Genomic DNA, 16,858 nt, shown 5'->3' on the forward strand with positions numbered 1-16,858 from the left:
GTTCGCAGGTTTGGCAGGTGCCTCTACACCACTGCCTGCGGTGGAAGCACTCTGAGACTGCCGATATACTCATGATCCCCCCTCCCTTCCTTACCTCCAATATAATCCTTTTGCAGGTAAGGAACGTTAAGGCCCGCTGAAAGTTTGCTGAATGTACTACTTGCTAGCTTACAACGAGAGACTGCTAGAACTAGTTTTTCCTCGCCTAACAAGCAGCAGATAAGACAGAATCGAGAGAATTCCCGTACATGCCATCACAATTGCCATCGGAAGTGCTGATTCCACTCCCCCAAGACCCACAAGTGGCGCTACACAGCTACCTAGCAACAGGGGTAATAACCCAATTAACGCCGAGGCACTGCCTGCAGTTTCACCTTGATCTTGCATCGCAAGTGAGAAGCTGGTCGCTCCGACAATCCCCACACTGGAAACAACAGCGAATAGGCATATCAGAATAGGGATTAGTCCTCCCCCTATTAGAATTGTCAGCAGCAACAAGATGCCCCCCATCGTACAGAGCAATAGCCCACTAAGTAACAGCTTAGTCTCACTTACCTTACCAGCAAGTCTGCCAGCAATTTGGCCAGTAATAATAATCCCGACCCCATTCACAGCAAAGATCAGACTATATACCTGCGGAGTAACTGCAAAAATATTTTGCAATACAAAAGAAGAGCCGGAGATATAAGCGAACATAGATGCCGTAACAAAACCTTGAGACAAGGCATAACCCATAAACTTACGGTTGCCAAGCAATACCCTGAAGGTAAGCAGCGTACCCTTGAGCCCACTCTTAGAGCGTCGCTCCTTCGGCAGTGTCTCCGGCAATCGCAATAAAATGGTTAGGCAAAAAATAATTCCGGCAGCAAATAATACGAGGAATATCCCCTGCCATGTGGTCACTCTTAGCAGTTGACCCCCAATAACCGGAGCTAATATCGGTCCGAGACCATTAACAATCATCAATAGAGAGAAGAACTTCGTGAGATCAGAGCCACTGTATAAATCACGAACAGCCGCTCTAGAGACAACGACACCCACTGAACCAGCAAGCCCCTGAATAAACCTCAAAGCAACCAGCAGCCCTATCGAAGGACTAAAGGCACATAGCAATGAGGAAACAGCATAGATTAACATGCCTATAAGCAGCGGACGGCGGCGGCCATATACATCACTCAATGGTCCAGCTACCAGCTGACCTGAAGCTAGTCCCAGCAAAAAGAAGGTCAGACTAAGCTGCACTAAAGCAGCCGTCGTACCGAAGTCTGCGACAAGTGTGGGCAGCGCCGGCAAATACATATCAATCGACAATGGGCCGATGGTTGTAATGGAGCCAAGAATCACAGCGAGCTGTAATCTCTGCTTCCGTGAGGGGCCATCTGCAGCAAGCTTATTACCATTTTGAATTCCTATCATGATCCTTACTTCAACCTTTCTAAAGCAACCCTTGGGCCTTTTTTTTGTATTCTTCATACTAACGTAAAGGAAGTGAATTGATCAATCCTTTTATGGAGGGCTACAGGGGTCCTGTATAACAAAAATAACCGCCATCCTGCGGTTATTCTGATTGTTTTATGCATTTGTGGATGTGCTGTGCATCTGCAACCAATCTCTAGCGGCTTCAGCCTCAGCAACACTCAGACGATGGCCTTGATTGCCCCAGTGTGTTGTAACCTCTGCGCCTGCTTTCTGCAAAATAGTCTCCAGATCCTCAGTCTCCGAAGAAGCGATGAGTGGATCATTCGTGCCTGCTCCAATGAAGATAGACACCCCTTCTTGTGAAGGAAGCGTAATATTCCGGAGCGGTACCATCGGGTGCAGTAGAATTGCGGCGCGGAAAACATCCTTATAATGGAACAGCAGGCTACCCGCAATATTCGCACCGTTAGAGTAACCCACGGCAACCAGATTGTCTGGATCAAATCCGTACTGTTCAGCGGCGTCATCCAAAAACTGTTTGATTTCGTGAGTGCGGAAGATTAGATCCGCTTCATCGAAAACCCCTTCAGCCAGCCGACGGAAGAAGCGAGGCATGCCATTTTCCAGTACGTTGCCCCGGACACCTAGCACCGATGAATCAGGAGATAACAACCCGGCAAGCGGCAGCAAGTCCTGCTCATTGCCTCCAGTACCGTGAAATAATACAAGCGTGGGTTTCGTTACATCTTTACCTTTATGGAATACATGAATCATCCCTGCTTCACCTCAATTTCTCTTATTTGTATAGGACTTAAATTTTCTTCAATAGCCGTACGATGCGGTTCATACCAAGATGGTAACATCAGCTTCTCACCCAGCGCATCCACTGCTTCATCACGGGCAAAGCCCGGAGGGTCCGTAGCAATCTCGAAGAGGATTCCACCTCTTTCGCGGAAATAGATCGCATTAAAGTACTTACGGTCTTGAACCGGTGTCGGATGATGTCCATGACTTTGTACATGACGCCCCCATTCCAGCTGCTCAGCGTCATCTTGTGCACGCCAAGCGATATGGTGAACGGTACCTGCACCTCCTGCTCCTTGCGGAACCGGCGTTGTCTTCAGATCAATAATATTACCCAAATCGCCAGTAGTTCTATAACGACTATATCCGTCTCCATCAGCGATATGCTCCATTCCCATCGTATGGACAAGCGTTTCTGCAGTTTGCGACGGATTGCTGCTGTAGAGTACAGCGCCGCCGAACCCTTTGATGGCATGCTCAGTAGGAACCCCACCGAAAGACCACTCACTAAGCAGCCCTTCCTCACGTTCCACAAGTTCAATCCACAAACCATCATAATCTGCAAAGGATAAATATGTTTCCGAGATTCTATTTTTCAGGGTAAACGAAATTTGATAAGCGGCAAGACGCTGTTCCCAGAATTTCAGAGAGCCAACTGGTACTGCGTAAGTCGTTACGCCAACCTGCCCACTTCCTATTCTTCCTTTACGCCCCGTAGGTGAAGGAAAAAATGTAATAATGGTTCCCGGAGCACCTTCTTCATTTCCAAAATATAAATGATAAACTTCCGGAGCGTCAAAATTAATCGTCTTCTTCACAAGCCGTAGTCCTAAAATACCGGCGTAAAAGTCAACATTGCGCTGAGCATCTCCAACAAAAGCGGTAATATGATGGATTCCTGCAGTTTGAAGTGTCATAATTATAAACCCCCTTCTTAGTTAAAAATCAATGCATCCAGAGAAATCGAACCTGGCCCAATAAGTGCCACGCCTAACGCAACCACCAGTACCGTTAGTGGAAACTCAATACCGTTTGAAGTGGACCAAAAGCCATTCGGAGCATGAACCTTAATGATAGCCCCCAGCATAGTGGCCACAATCAACACCGCTGCAACAGGAGTCAGAAGGCCTGCCGCGAACATGAATCCGCCTACCAGCTCCATCAGTCCCGCCAATACCGCCATAGTAACCCCCGGTTTAATGCCGATGGACTCCATCCAGCCGCCTGTACCCTTTGGACCGTAACCACCAAACCATCCAAATAGCTTTTGTGCACCATGTCCTATAAACGCAATCCCGATCACTAATCTCATCAATAATATTCCTACACTTATCATTGTTAACACGCTCCAATTTTCTTTGATTTAATTATCTTAACGTTAAGATATATGGTAAAATTTTTTGTCTTCTGTCAGCAAGAAGTAGCGAACTGCTTCCGACCTTATAGAAGCGCCCTTCATGCCGATGTTCCAGCGCTCCTATACACCTTTGCCTAGCTTTTTCAATAATTCGATAGTCTGGCCCTTCTCTTCCTTATCCAGTCCTCGCATCAAATCATGAATCGAAGCTACATGACGTGGGAAAATCTTATCGAACAGTTCACGCCCTGCATCCGTAATCTCCGCATAGGTGACGCGTCTGTCCTCGTTACACGGCACACGTTTCAGCAGGCCTTTCTTCTCCAGCTTGTCGATATTATAGGTAATGCTTCCACTCGTAACGAGAATCTTCTCCCCGATCTGTTGCAGTGGAATACGGGTCCGGTGATACAGCACCTCGAGTACCATGAACTCAGCGGATGCTAGCCCATAACTCTTCATATCCTTCACAGCTTGATCCATCAAGCTTCTGTAAGCCTTGGATAATACAACAAATAACTTTAAAGAAGACGCCTGATCCATCTCCGTAGTGTCCTCTGTATTACGCACGTTCTCTTCGGTACTACTCATCATTTCCACCTCCACTTTGACAGTCTAGTTGTTCAATTTAACGTAAATGTCTTTACATTAAATATCTTTAAGTTAAGATAACTATACCTCTTCACACTAACTTTGTCAACCTCACTGCTCAAAAAAGTTAACATAAGGCGCTTAACGATCTGTTAATGTTCTTTCTACGACTTTTTATGAGAGTGATGAAAATCACTCTCAGTTTGACCTGACCCTTAAAACGGCGTATTCTTGTCTTTACGAATGACTATTTAGTAAGCGATTTCACATCCCTTAAAGGAGGCAACCTGATGGTGGAGGAACAAGCTGGAGCGCGGCGCGTGCTGATCGTAACAGCAGTAGCCGCAGAGCGGGATGCGGTCCTACGCGGCCTGCAAGGCAGCGACAGGTTCCATGTGATTGCTGCCGGCGCAGGTACGGCAGCAGCGGCGGCGGGAACCGCCGCTGCACTCGCAGCCGGGTCTTACGGCTGCGTAATTAGCGCCGGGATCGGCGGCGGGTTCCCGGGGGTGGCACCTTTAGGCTCGCTGATCGTTGCCAGCGAGATGATTGCCGCCGACCTCGGGGCCGAGACGCCGGAGGGCTTCCGCAGCGCTGCCGAGCTCGGCTTCGGCAGCGTGTCCGTGCCGGCTGACCACGGCACGGTACAGGCGATTTCGGCCGCGCTGGCAGCGGCCGGACTGACCGTAAGCACGGGGACCGTGCTTACGGTCTCGACGGCGACCGGCACCGCGGAGACGGCCGCCGCCCTGATCGCGCGGCATCCCCATGCCGTCGCGGAGGCGATGGAAGGCCACGGAGTTGCCGTGGCCGCTGAGGCGCTGGGGCTCCCGGTACTGGAGCTCCGCGCCATTTCGAACCCGGTCGGTCCCCGCGACCGGGCCGCTTGGAAGATCGGTGATGCAATGGAAGCATTAACGGCGGCAGCCGCTATACTACTGGAGGTGCTGTAATGACAACTGAGCTTAATATCGCTTTTTCCCCTTGCCCTAACGATACCTTTGTATTCCATGCCTGGGCACACGGGCTTGTCCCGAATGCACCACAACTTAATGTAACCTATGCCGACATTGATATTACCAACACACTTGCTGCTAACGGAGAAGGACCCGAAGTCCTCAAAATCTCCTATGCCGCTCTACCTTGGGTACTTGAGCGGTACAAACTACTGCCATGTGGCGGTGCACTCGGTCGTGGCTGTGGCCCGCTGCTTCTTACGGCAAGTGGACCGACTGCGATCAAACGCCCCGAAAAACTAGCCGGACGCCGGATCGCAGTGCCTAGCGAACGTTCTACAGCTTATTTACTCTTCAGATTATGGGCAGCACAGCATGTAACTGGAGGCATTGGCGAAATCGTCGTCATGCCTTTCGATGAGATCATGCCTGCCGTACGCGATGGACATATCGACGCCGGGCTGGTGATTCACGAAGCCCGCTTTACTTACGCGTCTTATGGTCTTAATATGCTGACTGACCTTGGCAACTGGTGGGAGAGCGATACCGGACTACCGATTCCACTCGGCGCGATCATTGCTCGCCGCGATCTGGATGCCGATGCCATCACTGGTTGGATTCGCAGCTCTCTTCAATATGCGTGGGATCATCCTACCGATTCTAGAGACTATGTGCTTAGTCACGCTCAAGAGCTGGCTCCAGAAGTGGCTAAATCTCACATTGATCTCTATGTGAACGACTTCTCGATGAATCTAGGCGACGACGGCTACGCTGCAATCTCCGCCTTACTAAATCGCGCTGCAGCAGAAGGACTTGTACCTGCCATCGACCCTGCATTACTTCGGTAGCATTTGCTAGACGTTCTTAGCGCACTTTAAAACCAGAGATAGCCCACAATCCCCGATTACACCCATAAGGTGTCCTCCGGGGATTGTGTTTATTCTAAGTAGCAGTCCTTGCGATTGCCTGCGATCCATTATTTGGAATATCGAAGCGATGGCTATACAATAGACCTATAAATAGGTTCTATGAAGGAGGATCACATGATACCTGAAAACAATAGCAAGCAAAACATCGATCGATTTCTCGGCTTTCAAGAGGACTATGACCGCTACCGTCCCGCAGCTCCTGCCATGATCATCAAGCTGCTAACCGATTACTTGGGCACCACACCTTCACTCGTCGCAGATATAGGCTGCGGTACGGGTTTGTCTACTTTTCTGTGGAAAGATGTCGCCGACAACGTTATCGGCATTGAACCGAATCCAGATATGCTGGGAAAAGCAATCGATAAATTAAGCCGAATAGAAGATCCGCAATCTATCACTTTTGTACAAGGCTTTTCTAACCAGCTTCCACTTGCAGCAGACAGCGTAGACATTGTGACCTGCTCTCAGTCATTCCACTGGATGGATCCTGAAAGTACACTTCGAGAAGTCTCTCGGGTCTTACGAACAGGTGGCGTCTTCGCTGCCTACGATTGCGACTGGCCTCTCCCCCTTCAACAGAAGGTAGAAGAACGTTACAACCAACTGATCACCAAATCAGAGGAACTGCTCGCCTCGCTCTTACCTGATGCTGAGAGAGCACATAAATGGGACAAAGAAGGGCATTTGTCACGGATTCAGGCTAGTGGAGCGTTCTCTTTTGCTAAAGAGATCGTATTTCATAATCTTGAGGCCTGCGATGCACGGCGCTATGTAGGACTTGCTCTAAGCCAAGGCGGAGTACGAACCGTGCTGAAGCAGGACGCTACCTTGCTCAATCAGGACATTGCAGATTTCAGTGCCGCCGTTGAAGACCATTTTCAAGGACGCACTTTAGAGGTTCTGATCAGCTACCGAATGAGAATAGGCATCAAATAATCTCCGCCCTTAGGCGCAAAGAACGCCCCGATTTCCCTTATAGGGGAAAGTCGGAGCGTTTTCTTATTTTTATTTAATTTCTCCCATAAATGCTCTTAGGTTCTCAACGATTTCCTTGGACCTTGAATGATGTAAATAATGTCCGCCCTCGAATGTCATCACTTTTCCATGCACAGAGTCTTTGACTTGCTCTTCATGCAGAGGGATCCAATCTTTCACACCTTCATTATTCGCTTGTATAAAGAATATTAGGGGAAGATTCTTGTCGAATTTTAATCCTCTGGCTGCGACAAAGTTAGGATATATATGTTCCATTTCATTTAAGGTAGTGGAATTATTCATATTTTTGAGCGATATCAATTTCATTTGTTTTTTGGTTTCATCATCAAATGGCAGTCCATCATAAGGGTCACCACTTAATTGCAATCCCAATCTAAGGATACCTGAATCTTTGAGCAGCTTTAATTTTTTTATTGGGAATTTAACATCCATACCGCCTTGCTCCGGAACACTACTATCAATCCCCACAAATGCACTCACTTCGTTTGGATATTTCTTCGCATATTCCAATCCGTAAATACCTGCAATCGAGTGACCCATTAGAATGTATTGGTCAATGTTAAGACCCTGTACAGCTTCATGTATTTCGCTTACGATGTTCTCTGTGGTTCGTTCTTTTTTTGTTTCATCACTGAGTCCATACCCAAACGGCTCAACCGCAACCACTTTGTAATAGGGTGATAATTCATCGATCAGCGGTTTAAAATCAAGTGCTGGCGCACCTGTTCCAAAGCCCGGTAAGAGCACGATCGTCTCTTCCCCTGTTCCTTGAATCAACACATTCATATTTTTTCCGTCTACAGGGACTAGTTGACCATAATGATGTATTTTTCCCTGATCGGATTTGCTGCTGATCACATTAAATGTATAAACAACGGCTAGAAAAAGTACGATCGCAATAACGATTGCTCCAAATATTTTTAGTAACAAGTTACGTACTTTATGTTTCTTCTTTCCATTCCCCGTTTTTATTACCTCTGTTTGTGTCACCCTCATCTCCTCCTGTCCTAATCTGTTTATTAAGCCACCTTATCGTTTGCGCTAATGTGATCTTAACCAAAGAAGATGTACTCCTGATGACGACAACATGAACGGAATATGAACAGGTAAAAAACTCCGGCATCACATGCATGGAGGCTTGCATGTGACGCCGGAGCATGAAGAATAGCACTTGAAATCTAATTACGCTGTCGGCGTTGTGATAGGTAAGGTAACGATAACAGTCGTTCCGCTTCCAGGTTCGCTTTCCACCCGAATGACACCTTGATGAAGCGAGACGATCTGTTTGACGATTGCCAGTCCCATACCGCTACCGCCATACTTCCGACTATGGGAACGATCGGCCTTAAAGAATCGTTCGAATATACGCTCTTGGTCCTCGGAAGAAATGCCAATCCCAGTGTCGGATATTCGGACGATCACGTGGTTCATCTCTTGTTTGATACTGACGTTAATCACACTGTCATCCTTGGAGAACTTGATGCTGTTTCCAAGGAGATTCGTCCACACCTGACTTAACAGGTCATGGTCAGCCCATACGATTACCGGTTTCAAATCAAGCTCAAAACTGATGTTGCGTGCCGACCATTGTGGCTGTATCGCCACGATTACTCGTCTGATTTGTTCATCAAGACTGAACGTGATAAGCCGCAGTTGTTGGGATTGCGATTCAAGCAGGCTCAGCTTTAACAGACTATCGCTCATCTTGGACATTCTCTCCGCTTCAGCAATAATAATGTCGAGATAACGATTCCGTTCATCCTCTGTGAGGGCTACTTTCTTGAGCGCAATAGCATAACCAGATATGGAGGTGAGTGGAGACTGAACCTCATGCGACACATTCGTTACGAACTCCCTGCGCATTTGTTCAAGCTGCTGCAGATCATGCATCATTTCTTCAAAGCTGTTAGCCAAGGTACCTAGCTCACCCGTCTGCTTAATATTCAGTTCGACGTTGAAATCCCCAGTTGCTATTCGCCTAGTTGCCTTTGTCAGCCTTTTGATCGGTCTCACTAGAAACATGGAAGCGACCAGTATCAACACGCTTCCCGTTATTAACGAATACGCCAAAAAATTAAAAAGCAGATTCCTCGTAGATGACATAGTAGGAGGCTCAAGTGGCTCCACAAACATCGCCTTCGTTCCCATCTCGGTTTTCAAAGGTAGCCCTAATAGGTTGGAAGAAACCATATTCGGTTTAACTTGAACAGCTTCCCCATCCAATACTTTCTTTAGCAGCTCCCTAGTCACGGTCGTAGGGCTCTCTCCATTAAGCACCCCGTAAGACTGGAACTGACCATCCTCATCGTAAATTCGAATATGATAGGAATCAAGCTGCTTCATTCCACTTACAAGAGCATCTGCTTCACGTAACGGTAAGGTTTCGTATATCCGGGCAATGTCCTGTCCAAAGCGGAGTAAGGGAATTCGCAGATTTTCGTTTAATTTATCTTGGAATACCCAGGTTGTCACAAATAGAGAAATCAATGTGCCTCCGATCACGGAGACCAGAAAAGTCAGGACAACACGTGTATATAAGGATTTGATCATTCGTACACCTCAAGCCGATAGCCAAGCCCCCGCACCGTCTCGATTCGAAAATCAGGTGTAGTTGCAAACCGTTCGCGTAGCCGTTTAATATGTACGTCTATCGTTCGATCATCTCCAGCGTAATCAATCCCCCAAATCTGATCGATTAACTGCTCGCGCGTATAGACTTGTCCGGGTGTTCCAGCGAGCTTATACAGCAATTCGAACTCCTTGAGTGGCAACGTGAGCGACTCTGTCCCTCTCATCACCTTATAGGTCTGCCGATCAAGGATGACGTTGCCGAACTGGATCGTCTGCGTGGAGCCAATCTTGTATCGCTTCAGTAATGATCTAACACGAACCGTCAACTCCAGTGGATCGAATGGCTTCGTCAAATAATCGTCTGTCCCCAGTTCGAATCCCTTCACCTTCTCCCATGTTTCACCTCTCGCAGTTAGCATAAGTAAGGGAAGATCAGGATTGGCTCTTCGGAGCTCCTTGCATAACGTCCAACCATCCATTATCGGCATCATAATATCTAGTACAACAAGATCAACATGCTTTGAGGCATAAACGGCTAGCGCTTCCTTGCCGTCCGCAGCTTCGACTGTGTCGAATCCGTCGTTACGCAGAAATAAACAGACGAGTTCGCGAATGTTCGCGTCGTCATCAGCAACCAGTATAGTAGGCATTCGTTCCCTCTTTTCCTCTTGTCCATCCTAGCCATTATACTACAATATACTTCCAGCCAAGAAGGAACGCCGTTGTCATCCTTAGAAGATGACGACCGTTTCTCGTAGAAAAGTAAAGATTAAGTATAACGTGAAACTTATACTTTCTTATATTTCAAAAAAGAGCGTCTAACACGGTAATCCGCATGTAGACGCTCTTGGAGTCGTTTGACTTTACCTCCAAACGACTTACTTCTTATTCATCTTAAACTTCAGGAAAAGCTCATTGTAATGAGCAAGCATCCGTTTCCCAAGGTTATCGTACACCTCAAGCCGATCGGTAATCTCAGCAGGCGGGTAGAACCGGGTATCCTCGGAAGTTTCCTTTGGAAGCAGCTCCAGCGCAGGAATGTTAGGCGTGGAATAACCTACATATTCTGCATTCTTTGCTGCTACATCTGGGCGAAGCATGAAGTTAATGAACTTATGTGCTCCATCCACATTACCCGCAGTCCGTGGAATGACCATATTATCAAACCACTTGTTCGAGCCTTCCTCCGGCACTACATAATCAAGTTTATCATTCTCGTCCATGATCTCAGAAGCATCACCAGACCACACAATCCCGACCGCAGCCTCTTCATTGGCAAGCAGCATCTTGATCTCATCTCCGACAATCGCTTTTACGTTAGGAGACAGCTTATTCAGCTTGGTCAGCGCTTCTTGCAGATGAGTTTCATCACGGTCATTAACGGAATAGTGCAGGCTGTTCAAGGCCATGCCCATCACTTCACGGGCTCCATCCACCAAGAAGATGTTGTTCTTCAGTCTGCTGTCCCAGAGGGAATCCCAGCTGGTGAAATCTATCCCTTTGGTCATTTCCGGATTGAAGATAATCCCGACCGTTCCCCAGAAATAAGGTACGGAGTACTTGTTGCCAGGATCGAACGAAAGGTCCATAAATCGTGGATCAATATTCGTTAGATTCGGAATTTTGCTATGATCCAGCGGTATGAGCAGATTTTCTTCTTTCATCTTAGCAATGGCATAATCGGAAGGAATTACGACATCAAAAGTAGTTCCACCCTGCTCAACTTTAGTTAGCATGGCTTCATTAGAGTCAAAGGTTTGGTAAATGACCGTTAATCCGGTCTCCTTTTCAAATTCCTTCAGCAAATCAGGATCGACATAATCTCCCCAGTTATAGATGGTCAGCGTATTTCCACCGGAATAGCCCTCTCTTGAGTTCATCCAGGAGCCTAAGTACATTAGAGCAAATGCCGTGATAATAATCGCCAAAAAAGCATTTACCAGCTGTTTCATCTAGGCACCCCCGCTTCCGCTACAGGTTCCGCCACGGCTTCCGCGGTATTGTGACGGTTCTTCTTAAGGGTCAGGAAGTAATAACCGACAACGAGCAGTATAGTGAACAAGAAGATCAGTGTCGACAGCGCATTAATAGATAGCGACACCCCTTGCCGAGCTCTGGAATAAATCTCAACTGATAGCGTCGAATAACCGTTACCTGTTACGAAGAACGTAACTGCAAAGTCATCCAGTGAATACGTAAGTGCCATGAAGAACCCACTGAAGATCCCCGGTTTGATAATCGGCAGAATAACCTTAGTCAGAACATCCTTGCGGCTCGCCCCGAGGTCACGTGCTGCATCCGTCAGTGAAGGACTCATATCCTGTAAATGCGGCAGAATCATCAACACGGCAATCGGTACACTGAACGCGACATGGGAGAGCAAGACAGATACGAAGCCAAGCTTAATGCCAGCAATGGTGAACAAGATCAAGAACGATGCACCGATAATGACATCCGGACTGACGATTAGCACGTTGTTCAGCGATAGCAAGGTATTTTTAGCACGGCGGTTCTGCACACTTTTAATGGCCAGTGCACCAATAATAGCGATAAGAGTGGCGATAGCCGAGGACAAAAGCGCGATCACAAGCGTGTTGATCATGATAATAATCAGACGTGTATCCTGAAGGACCTCACGGTAGTAATCCAGCGTAAAGCCTTCGAACTTATGCATCGTTCCCCCACTGTTGAACGAATAGTACATTAAATAAAAGATTGGCGCATACAGAACAGCGAACACTAGCACTAGGTACAGATTGGAGAACCCGTTTTTATTTCTCATTCCGCACCCCTCTCCGCGATCCACCGGTAATAACCATGAACAGCGCCATAATAGCAATCAGAAATACTGCAACCGTAGAGCCCATGCCCCAGTCCTGTGTGACCAGAAAATGCTGCTCAATCGCAGTACCGAGCGTAATGACCCTGTTGCCCGCAATCAGACGTGTAATCATAAACAGGGACAATGCTGGTATGAATACTGCCATACAGCCTGAACGTACGCCCGAAATGGTCAATGGAAAAATAACGCGCCGGAACGTTGTCCAGCCCGAAGCACCCAAATCACGTGCCGCATCCAGCAAGGATAAATTGAGATCCTCCAAAGCGCTGTAGATCGGTAAAATCATGAATGGGATAAAGATATATACAGATACAAATACAAAGCTGAAGCCCGTAAATAAAATTTGCTGTTCTCCGATTCCAAGCAGATCAAAGAAATTGTTGATCGGTCCGAACGTACCGAATATGCCTATAAAAGCGTAAGTTTTCAGCAGCAAATTAATCCATGTCGGTAAAATAATCAGCAATAACCATAACTGCTTATGTTTCGTTCTCGTCAACAGATAAGCCGCCGGATAGGCGACCAGTAAAGAGAACGCTGTAATCAGAAACGCGTACCAGAATGAGGTCAGCGTCATTTTTAAATACACAGGTGTAAAGAAGTTCACGTAGTTATCTAGCGTAAGATGCCCATCCAGATCAAATAGAGAATAATAGATGACAAGTAGCACCGGTGCGATGACAAACAAGGCGATCCACAGGTAATAAGGGATGAGATAATACGGTCTGCCCTTATTCTTCATGACTCTCCACCTCGCCGTAAGCTTCCAGACGTTTGTCGAACTCTTCCTCCGTTTCACCGAAACGCATAACATGAATCGCTTCCGGATCAAAATAAAGGCCGATTTCACTGCCTACAGTCGCCTTACGTGTAGAATGCACAAGCCATTCATGTCCGGATTCATCATAACAGCTGATTTCATAGTGGACGCCCCGGAACAACTGGGAATCCACTCGCACACGTAGTTTACCCTGCTCCAGTGTTGAAATTTCCAAATCCTCGGGACGAATAACTATCTCTACGGCTTCGTTTGGTTTAAGCCCAGCATCGAAACATTCAAAGCGCCGACCGTTAAACTCCACCAGATAGTCTTCAATCATAACACCCGGTACAATGTTGGACTCGCCAATAAAATCAGCCACGAAACGGTTAATCGGCTCATCATAGATATCGTTAGGCGTACCGCTTTGTTCGATTTTCCCTTTGTTCATGACAAAAATCCAGTCGGACATCGCGAGTGCCTCTTCCTGGTCATGTGTAACAAAAATAAAGGTAATGCCTAGCCGTTGCTGCATTTCACGCAGTATGTACTGCATCTCTGTACGCAGCTTCAGATCGAGCGCAGATAGAGGCTCGTCCAGCAAAAGAACTTGCGGCTCATTCACAATCGCACGAGCAATAGCCACACGCTGCCGTTGACCACCAGACATTTCGTTTATGGCACGTTGCTCGTAGCCCACAAGATTAACGAAACTTAGCGCTTCCTGTACCTTCTTCGTGATGACGTCTTTCTTAAGCTTCTTAATGCGCAGTCCGAAAGCCACATTCTCGAATACGTTCAGGTGTGGAAACAATGCGTAATCCTGAAATACCGTATTGACCTGCCGCTCATTGGCTGGAATATGGTTAATCACTTTACCATTTAGATAGATAGAACCGCCCGTTGGCTCTGCGAACCCAGCGATCAATCGAAGAATAGTCGTTTTACCACAGCCTGATGGACCAAGTAGTGTATAGAATTTGCCGCGCTCTATCTCAAAGCTGACTCCTTTTAACACCGGATCTTCGTCGTCATATTGCTTGGTAACCTCTTCAAATGAAATAATGGTGCCTTCCTGAATAGCTATAGCTAACAACCTCCCTGCCTAAAGTATTACAATACTATTTTACCCGCATCTCGCGGAGAACAATCGAATGGGCATGCTCAGCGCTAATAAGCGACAATTCCTCCTCTCATTCGACACTCCAATAGATATAGCATATTAGATTGTACCATTATATGCGATAGCTTACATTGATAAGGAATGCGTAAACTTAACAACTTTGTAAAATATCCAGTCCTCCAAGCCTTTTTTGGGGTGTTATAATGAAAGCGAACTGAAAGACCAGACAGTTTTTTCATATTTTTCCGAAAGAAGATGAATGATAATGAACGAGGGGTTACAAGACCGCCTTGAAAAATATGGTTTCTCACTTTACATGATACGAATTACACTGGCTGCTTCACTTTCATGGGTCGCCGTACACAGCATATATGGTAGCCAATATTTATACTTTGCACCCCTTGCGGCTATCCTCATCACCCAAGCCAGTGTTAAAGCATCGCTAGAAAAAGGAATCTACCGCCTGATCGGCATTATTCTTGGCGGGATCGTTAGCCTAATTGTTGGCCAGTTTTTTGATGTAGGAGGACTTTCTATCCTGCTCATTCTACTCATCGGGATTGGCATCGCTACTGCCTGTAAGATGAACATTCAAGCTGTCTCACAGGTGGGTGTTACTTCCGTTCTAGCTCTTACTTTTTACCAGAATGACTACGTGCTTTGGAGAATAGGGGAAACATTTATTGGTGTGCTGATCGCCCTGGCCATCAATATGATTATCGTGCCGCCGAACAGGTTCGTCAAGGTAAAAGCATTGGCATTCGAAGGAAGTCTTCTACTTGCGGATGCATTAAAAGATCTCGTAGGCGTAAGACGTGATTCTCCGAAAGACAATTTGCTGGAGGAAGCAGGTAAACTCCTGTCGAATAGCAGCCGAGAACAGAAAGAAATGTTCTATACCATCACACATTATCAGTGCCGTGGTGAACTGAAGGGGCTCATACAGGCTACCTCACATCTGAAGAACATTCATTCCTACGTCGAAGAAATCGCAGACGATATTCGTCTTCTGCCAGCGCATCATGCCTCTTCTGAATGGATGAAAGAAGTGCTGGAGGCAACCGCAGATTGCATCGCCATTTATGGAACCAGTACCTTATCAGACACCGAGTGCGAGCGTTCTCTTACGGATTGTATAGAGCGTGCTCGTGACCTGCAATTGGCCAGTTTCTCTGAACTGCAAGGAAATTGTTCGCTATCAAGCATTCGTGATCTTGGTGCGGTCTTCAGTCACTTAAACCGGGTGCTGGAGGAAGTAGAGCGTGCTAAATCTGCTACTTATGTGGTCGCAACTCGGCCCTCAACGGCTGAAGCCGCTCGCGCTTTACGATTTATTAAAAAGGGACTCTCCCAGAAGCTATAAGCCTCGGGAGTGTCCCTTTTGTTCAAATATAAGAAAGTATAAGTTTCACACTATACTTTATCCTTATATTTCTCGCTTAAACGCTTACCGTCCTTATAAGGACGCCGAAGGCGTTTATGCTTCCCTATTCATCAATATGCCCTCTTACAACCCTGATTACTACAACAGCGATACAAATGAACTAAATTGACTGCTTCGCGGCACGCCCTATCCTCACATTCACCAGAACGATGCTACTAACAATAAGCAGTAGACCAATCACAAGATTCAAAGTAATCTGCTCATTTAAAAAGACTACGCTAGTACCTATTGAGATTAGCGGGATTAAAAAGGTGAATGAACCGACTTTCCCTGCCTCTCCCTCGTTAATCAGCTTGAAATAAATCAGCCATCCTAGCGCGATCACAAAGATTGCGATAAATAGTGTATTTGCTATAAAGATTCCACTCCAGGTGATATCCGACCACTTCTCCGTAGCAGATCCCGAGATAAGCAGAATCATTCCACCGATCGTTATTTGCATAGCCGTCATCCATAACATATCCACACGCACAGCATTTCGTTTCATATATACCGTTCCTAACGCCCAGCTCAGCGCACTAGCTAAGGCAAGCACAATTCCCCAGATAGAGATACTTCCATTAAGTCCCCCGATACTAAGGGAAGCTACTCCGAGGAACCCTAGCAACAGACCCGCCATTTTGAGCCCGTACATGTTCTCTCCTAACCACAACCAAGAAAAAATGCCTAACAATACTGGCTGCAGAAATACAATGGACGAGAACAATCCTGCGGGTACATACTGCAAGCCAATCGTCTGAAATCCATAATAGAACACAATGCTTAATACAGCCGAAGTCAGATAGATCGGCCAGAACTGCTTCAAGCGAAGCTCCTTCACCTTTGGAAGTGCAATTAGAATCAGAATGAATCCGCCTATGACGGTTCGGATACCTGCAAATAATAAGGGCGGAGCGTAGTCTAAGGCGATTTTGGATATAGGCCAATTAATACCCCATACAATCACCAAAAATATAAGAAGGATGATGCTTTTCTTCTGCTGATTCATGTATTCACTCCTTGGTGTAGATTCATCACAAATGATACAATAAACAAGAACATAAATGAAATGAATAATACTCATAAG

Annotated in this window: 17 protein-coding genes; 4 read left to right on the forward strand and 13 right to left on the reverse strand. The window is 46.6% G+C overall.

Going from position 1 to position 16,858, the window contains the following annotated elements; all coding sequences use genetic code 11:
• Positions 1-168: 168 nt before the first annotated feature.
• The 5 genes from MHH52_RS27490 to MHH52_RS27510 all read right to left on the reverse strand — a co-directional run bounded on the left by MHH52_RS27490 (position 169) and on the right by MHH52_RS27510 (position 4,174).
• Complete coding sequence (locus tag MHH52_RS27490; protein ID WP_340005552.1) at positions 169-1,416, reverse strand: multidrug effflux MFS transporter; 1,248 nt, start codon at positions 1,414-1,416, stop codon at positions 169-171.
• Between the two features lie 156 nt (positions 1,417-1,572).
• Positions 1,573-2,193: an alpha/beta hydrolase gene (locus MHH52_RS27495; RefSeq protein WP_340005554.1), complete on the reverse strand. Its 621-nt coding sequence runs from the start codon at positions 2,191-2,193 to the stop codon at positions 1,573-1,575.
• On the reverse strand, positions 2,190-3,140 hold the full coding sequence (locus MHH52_RS27500) for a ring-cleaving dioxygenase (protein ID WP_340005556.1): 951 nt from the start codon (positions 3,138-3,140) through the stop codon (positions 2,190-2,192). The genes MHH52_RS27495 and MHH52_RS27500 overlap by 4 nt, the downstream gene beginning before the upstream one ends.
• Before the next feature lie 17 nt (positions 3,141-3,157).
• Positions 3,158-3,559 (reverse strand): DoxX family protein, encoded by a 402-nt coding sequence (locus MHH52_RS27505; protein WP_313641184.1) that lies wholly within the window; start codon positions 3,557-3,559, stop codon positions 3,158-3,160.
• Positions 3,560-3,700: 141 nt separating this feature from the next.
• Positions 3,701-4,174, reverse strand: a complete 474-nt coding sequence (locus tag MHH52_RS27510) for a MarR family transcriptional regulator (protein ID WP_313641185.1) — start codon at positions 4,172-4,174, stop codon at positions 3,701-3,703.
• Positions 4,175-4,461: 287 nt separating this feature from the next.
• On the opposite strand from MHH52_RS27510, the gene MHH52_RS27515 reads away from it, so the two are divergent.
• The 3 genes from MHH52_RS27515 to MHH52_RS27525 all read left to right on the forward strand — a co-directional run bounded on the left by MHH52_RS27515 (position 4,462) and on the right by MHH52_RS27525 (position 6,992).
• Positions 4,462-5,124, forward strand: coding sequence for a futalosine hydrolase (locus tag MHH52_RS27515; RefSeq protein WP_340005558.1), 663 nt, complete (start codon positions 4,462-4,464; stop codon positions 5,122-5,124).
• Entirely contained in the window at positions 5,124-5,975 is an 852-nt protein-coding gene (locus MHH52_RS27520; protein ID WP_340005560.1) for a 1,4-dihydroxy-6-naphthoate synthase, read from the forward strand. The genes MHH52_RS27515 and MHH52_RS27520 overlap by 1 nt, the downstream gene beginning before the upstream one ends.
• Positions 5,976-6,170: 195 nt before the next feature.
• A complete protein-coding gene (locus tag MHH52_RS27525; RefSeq protein WP_340005562.1) occupies positions 6,171-6,992 on the forward strand; it encodes a class I SAM-dependent methyltransferase in 822 nt (273 codons plus the stop codon).
• Between the two features lie 69 nt (positions 6,993-7,061).
• On the opposite strand, the gene MHH52_RS27530 is transcribed toward MHH52_RS27525, so the two are convergent.
• From MHH52_RS27530 to MHH52_RS27560, 7 genes are all read right to left on the reverse strand, one after another.
• Positions 7,062-8,042, reverse strand: a complete 981-nt coding sequence (locus MHH52_RS27530) for an alpha/beta hydrolase (RefSeq protein ID WP_340005564.1) — start codon at positions 8,040-8,042, stop codon at positions 7,062-7,064.
• Between the two features lie 192 nt (positions 8,043-8,234).
• Positions 8,235-9,602, reverse strand: a complete 1,368-nt coding sequence (locus MHH52_RS27535; RefSeq protein WP_340005566.1) for a HAMP domain-containing sensor histidine kinase — start codon at positions 9,600-9,602, stop codon at positions 8,235-8,237.
• A complete protein-coding gene (locus MHH52_RS27540) occupies positions 9,599-10,273 on the reverse strand; it encodes a response regulator transcription factor (RefSeq protein ID WP_340005568.1) in 675 nt (224 codons plus the stop codon). Before MHH52_RS27540 ends, MHH52_RS27535 begins: the two co-directional genes overlap by 4 nt.
• 228 nt (positions 10,274-10,501) lie before the next feature.
• Positions 10,502-11,575, reverse strand: coding sequence for an ABC transporter substrate-binding protein (locus MHH52_RS27545; protein ID WP_313641192.1), 1,074 nt, complete (start codon positions 11,573-11,575; stop codon positions 10,502-10,504).
• Entirely contained in the window at positions 11,572-12,405 is an 834-nt protein-coding gene (locus MHH52_RS27550; protein ID WP_313641193.1) for an ABC transporter permease, read from the reverse strand. The genes MHH52_RS27545 and MHH52_RS27550 overlap by 4 nt, the downstream gene beginning before the upstream one ends.
• Complete coding sequence (locus MHH52_RS27555; protein WP_313641194.1) at positions 12,395-13,207, reverse strand: ABC transporter permease; 813 nt, start codon at positions 13,205-13,207, stop codon at positions 12,395-12,397. Before MHH52_RS27555 ends, MHH52_RS27550 begins: the two co-directional genes overlap by 11 nt.
• Positions 13,197-14,306: an ABC transporter ATP-binding protein gene (locus tag MHH52_RS27560; protein WP_340009848.1), complete on the reverse strand. Its 1,110-nt coding sequence runs from the start codon at positions 14,304-14,306 to the stop codon at positions 13,197-13,199. The genes MHH52_RS27555 and MHH52_RS27560 overlap by 11 nt, the downstream gene beginning before the upstream one ends.
• A 358-nt stretch (positions 14,307-14,664) precedes the next feature.
• Here MHH52_RS27560 and MHH52_RS27565 point away from each other — a divergent pair, with 358 nt between their 5' ends.
• On the forward strand, positions 14,665-15,711 hold the full coding sequence (locus tag MHH52_RS27565) for an FUSC family protein (RefSeq protein ID WP_340005570.1): 1,047 nt from the start codon (positions 14,665-14,667) through the stop codon (positions 15,709-15,711).
• A 181-nt stretch (positions 15,712-15,892) separates the two neighbouring features.
• On the opposite strand, the gene MHH52_RS27570 is transcribed toward MHH52_RS27565, so the two are convergent.
• Positions 15,893-16,780 (reverse strand): DMT family transporter, encoded by an 888-nt coding sequence (locus tag MHH52_RS27570; protein ID WP_340005572.1) that lies wholly within the window; start codon positions 16,778-16,780, stop codon positions 15,893-15,895.
• Positions 16,781-16,858: the final 78 nt, after the last annotated feature.

Origin of the sequence: Paenibacillus sp. FSL K6-0276, assembly GCF_037977235.1 — a bacterium.
In the GTDB taxonomy this organism is placed as follows: Bacteria; Bacillota; Bacilli; order Paenibacillales; family Paenibacillaceae; genus Paenibacillus_AQ.

Coding starts and splice junctions, on each gene's coding strand:
- MHH52_RS27490 (WP_340005552.1), bottom strand. CDS start 1,416: ATGATAGGAATTCAAAATGGTAATAAGCTTGCTGCAGATGGCCCCTCA.
- MHH52_RS27495 (WP_340005554.1), bottom strand. CDS start 2,193: ATGATTCATGTATTCCATAAAGGTAAAGATGTAACGAAACCCACGCTT.
- MHH52_RS27500 (WP_340005556.1), bottom strand. CDS start 3,140: ATGACACTTCAAACTGCAGGAATCCATCATATTACCGCTTTTGTTGGA.
- MHH52_RS27505 (WP_313641184.1), bottom strand. CDS start 3,559: ATGATAAGTGTAGGAATATTATTGATGAGATTAGTGATCGGGATTGCG.
- MHH52_RS27510 (WP_313641185.1), bottom strand. CDS start 4,174: ATGATGAGTAGTACCGAAGAGAACGTGCGTAATACAGAGGACACTACG.
- MHH52_RS27515 (WP_340005558.1), top strand. CDS start 4,462: ATGGTGGAGGAACAAGCTGGAGCGCGGCGCGTGCTGATCGTAACAGCA.
- MHH52_RS27520 (WP_340005560.1), top strand. CDS start 5,124: ATGACAACTGAGCTTAATATCGCTTTTTCCCCTTGCCCTAACGATACC.
- MHH52_RS27525 (WP_340005562.1), top strand. CDS start 6,171: ATGATACCTGAAAACAATAGCAAGCAAAACATCGATCGATTTCTCGGC.
- MHH52_RS27535 (WP_340005566.1), bottom strand. CDS start 9,602: ATGATCAAATCCTTATATACACGTGTTGTCCTGACTTTTCTGGTCTCC.
- MHH52_RS27540 (WP_340005568.1), bottom strand. CDS start 10,273: ATGCCTACTATACTGGTTGCTGATGACGACGCGAACATTCGCGAACTC.
- MHH52_RS27545 (WP_313641192.1), bottom strand. CDS start 11,575: ATGAAACAGCTGGTAAATGCTTTTTTGGCGATTATTATCACGGCATTT.
- MHH52_RS27550 (WP_313641193.1), bottom strand. CDS start 12,405: ATGAGAAATAAAAACGGGTTCTCCAATCTGTACCTAGTGCTAGTGTTC.
- MHH52_RS27555 (WP_313641194.1), bottom strand. CDS start 13,207: ATGAAGAATAAGGGCAGACCGTATTATCTCATCCCTTATTACCTGTGG.
- MHH52_RS27565 (WP_340005570.1), top strand. CDS start 14,665: ATGATACGAATTACACTGGCTGCTTCACTTTCATGGGTCGCCGTACAC.
- MHH52_RS27570 (WP_340005572.1), bottom strand. CDS start 16,780: ATGAATCAGCAGAAGAAAAGCATCATCCTTCTTATATTTTTGGTGATT.